2 protein-coding genes are annotated in these 1,136 nt (G+C 49.2%); both read right to left on the reverse strand.

The features are described 5' to 3' along the window. On the reverse strand, positions 1 to 1,064 hold a 1,064-nt coding region (locus Q0614_RS08310), incomplete at its 3' end, for a YgjP-like metallopeptidase domain-containing protein (RefSeq protein ID WP_298787962.1). After that, the coding region (locus tag Q0614_RS08315; RefSeq protein WP_298787656.1) for a hypothetical protein at positions 1,040 to 1,136 on the reverse strand (97 nt) is incomplete at its 5' end. The genes Q0614_RS08315 and Q0614_RS08310, both read right to left, overlap by 25 nt.

Genomic DNA, 1,136 nt, shown 5'->3' on the forward strand with positions numbered 1-1,136 from the left:
ATAAAAATTTTATCTTTAAATTTAGAGCTTTGGATAAAATTTTTGATCGTAAAATTGGGCTCGTCGCGCTCGATTTCTGCCGCTTGCGTGCTTTGTGCTACATTTTGCGGCACGTTTTCGCTCGCGGATTTTGAAATTTTTTCGCCCGAGACCGAAATTTCTTCACTCACGACAGAGCTAAAATTTGAAATTTCTCCGCTTGCAACGGGTTTAAAATTTGAAATTCCATCCCTTACGGCAGGGTCAAATTTTAAAATTTTGCCCTTTGCGGTAGGATTAAATTTAAAATTTTCGCCGCCTTTCAGGCTTGCGTCCTCTCGTGCGAGATTAAATTCCAAATCCCCATTTTGCAGGTCGCACCCGTCCGAGTGAAATTTAAAAATCTCGCCGCAGGATTGCTCGAAAACATTTTGCGCGGCTGTATCTATAAATCCGCCGCTTTGTCGCACTCCGCTCTGTTGCGCTAGCCCCTGCGTCGCATCGCCAGGTAGGTCAAATTTCAAATTCTCGCTCGCCGCGCCATTTTGCGAGGCGCACTCGCCCGAGTGAAATTTTAAAATTTCACTTGCCGTGCCACCGCCCGCACCGTAATTCATGCCGCCCGTGCCGTTATTTGCGCTGCCGCCCACATAGCCGCCTGTACTGCTACCGCTTATGCCTGCGCCGCTTTGTAAATGAGCTGAATTTACGCTGCCCGCGTGACTATTCGTATCGTCATTCGCCCAGTTCACCCAGCCTCGCGTGCCGCCATTGTCTAAATTTTTATTCGCGCCGCAGTTTGTACTGAGCTCAGCCTCGCGGCTAAATTTCAGCTTGTAAATTTTGCCTAAAATTCTAACCTCGTCGCTTGCTAAAAGTTTGCTTCGCAGCCGCTCTAGCGTCCGGCGGATCCAGCTTTCGTGCTTTAGGATGAAGTCTTTCGCTTGCGCCGCAGTGTAGGAGCGCGGTACGCTCACGCTGATTTCGCAGTCCTTGCTAATGCGGATGCGCGCGTATTTCATCCGCTTAAAACGCAGACTGATCGGCAGGCCCAGTAAATTTAGACTAACTTTTTGCTCTGCCATTTTTTACTTATCCATCGCGCCGTATTCGCGCTGCCGCGCAGCCACTCGTCGCAGAAAAACCCGATCCAAACG

The organism is uncultured Campylobacter sp., from assembly GCF_937997595.1.
Classification (GTDB): domain Bacteria; phylum Campylobacterota; class Campylobacteria; order Campylobacterales; family Campylobacteraceae; genus Campylobacter_B.